The sequence below is a fragment of the Chryseobacterium mucoviscidosis genome, assembly GCF_002177115.1.
Taxonomy (GTDB): Bacteria; Bacteroidota; Bacteroidia; order Flavobacteriales; family Weeksellaceae; genus Chryseobacterium; species Chryseobacterium mucoviscidosis.
The window spans coordinates 1-206 of record NZ_MVAG01000001.1 but is presented as its reverse complement, the minus strand read 5'-3'; the positions used below and the strand labels follow the sequence as shown (position 1 = coordinate 206).

Below are 206 nucleotides of genomic sequence, written 5' to 3'. Positions count from 1 at the left end.
CCCTGACCTTGAGGACGGTTTCCTTGTCCGCCTTGGTTATTTCCAAAACGGTTTCCACCTTGACCTCCCTGTCCTTGAGGACGGTTTCCTTGTCCACCCTGACCTTGTGGACGGTTTCCTTGTCCGCCCTGGTTATTTCCAAAACGGTTTCCACCTTGACCTCCCTGTCCTTGTGGACGGTTTCCTTGTCCCTGATTATTTCCTCC

General features: G+C 52.9%; 1 protein-coding gene. It reads right to left on the bottom strand.

Features of this window, described 5'->3' with window-relative positions:
* Window positions 1–206 (bottom strand): hypothetical protein (locus B0E34_RS00005; RefSeq protein ID WP_185117430.1); only part of this gene is annotated, 206 nt, incomplete at both ends.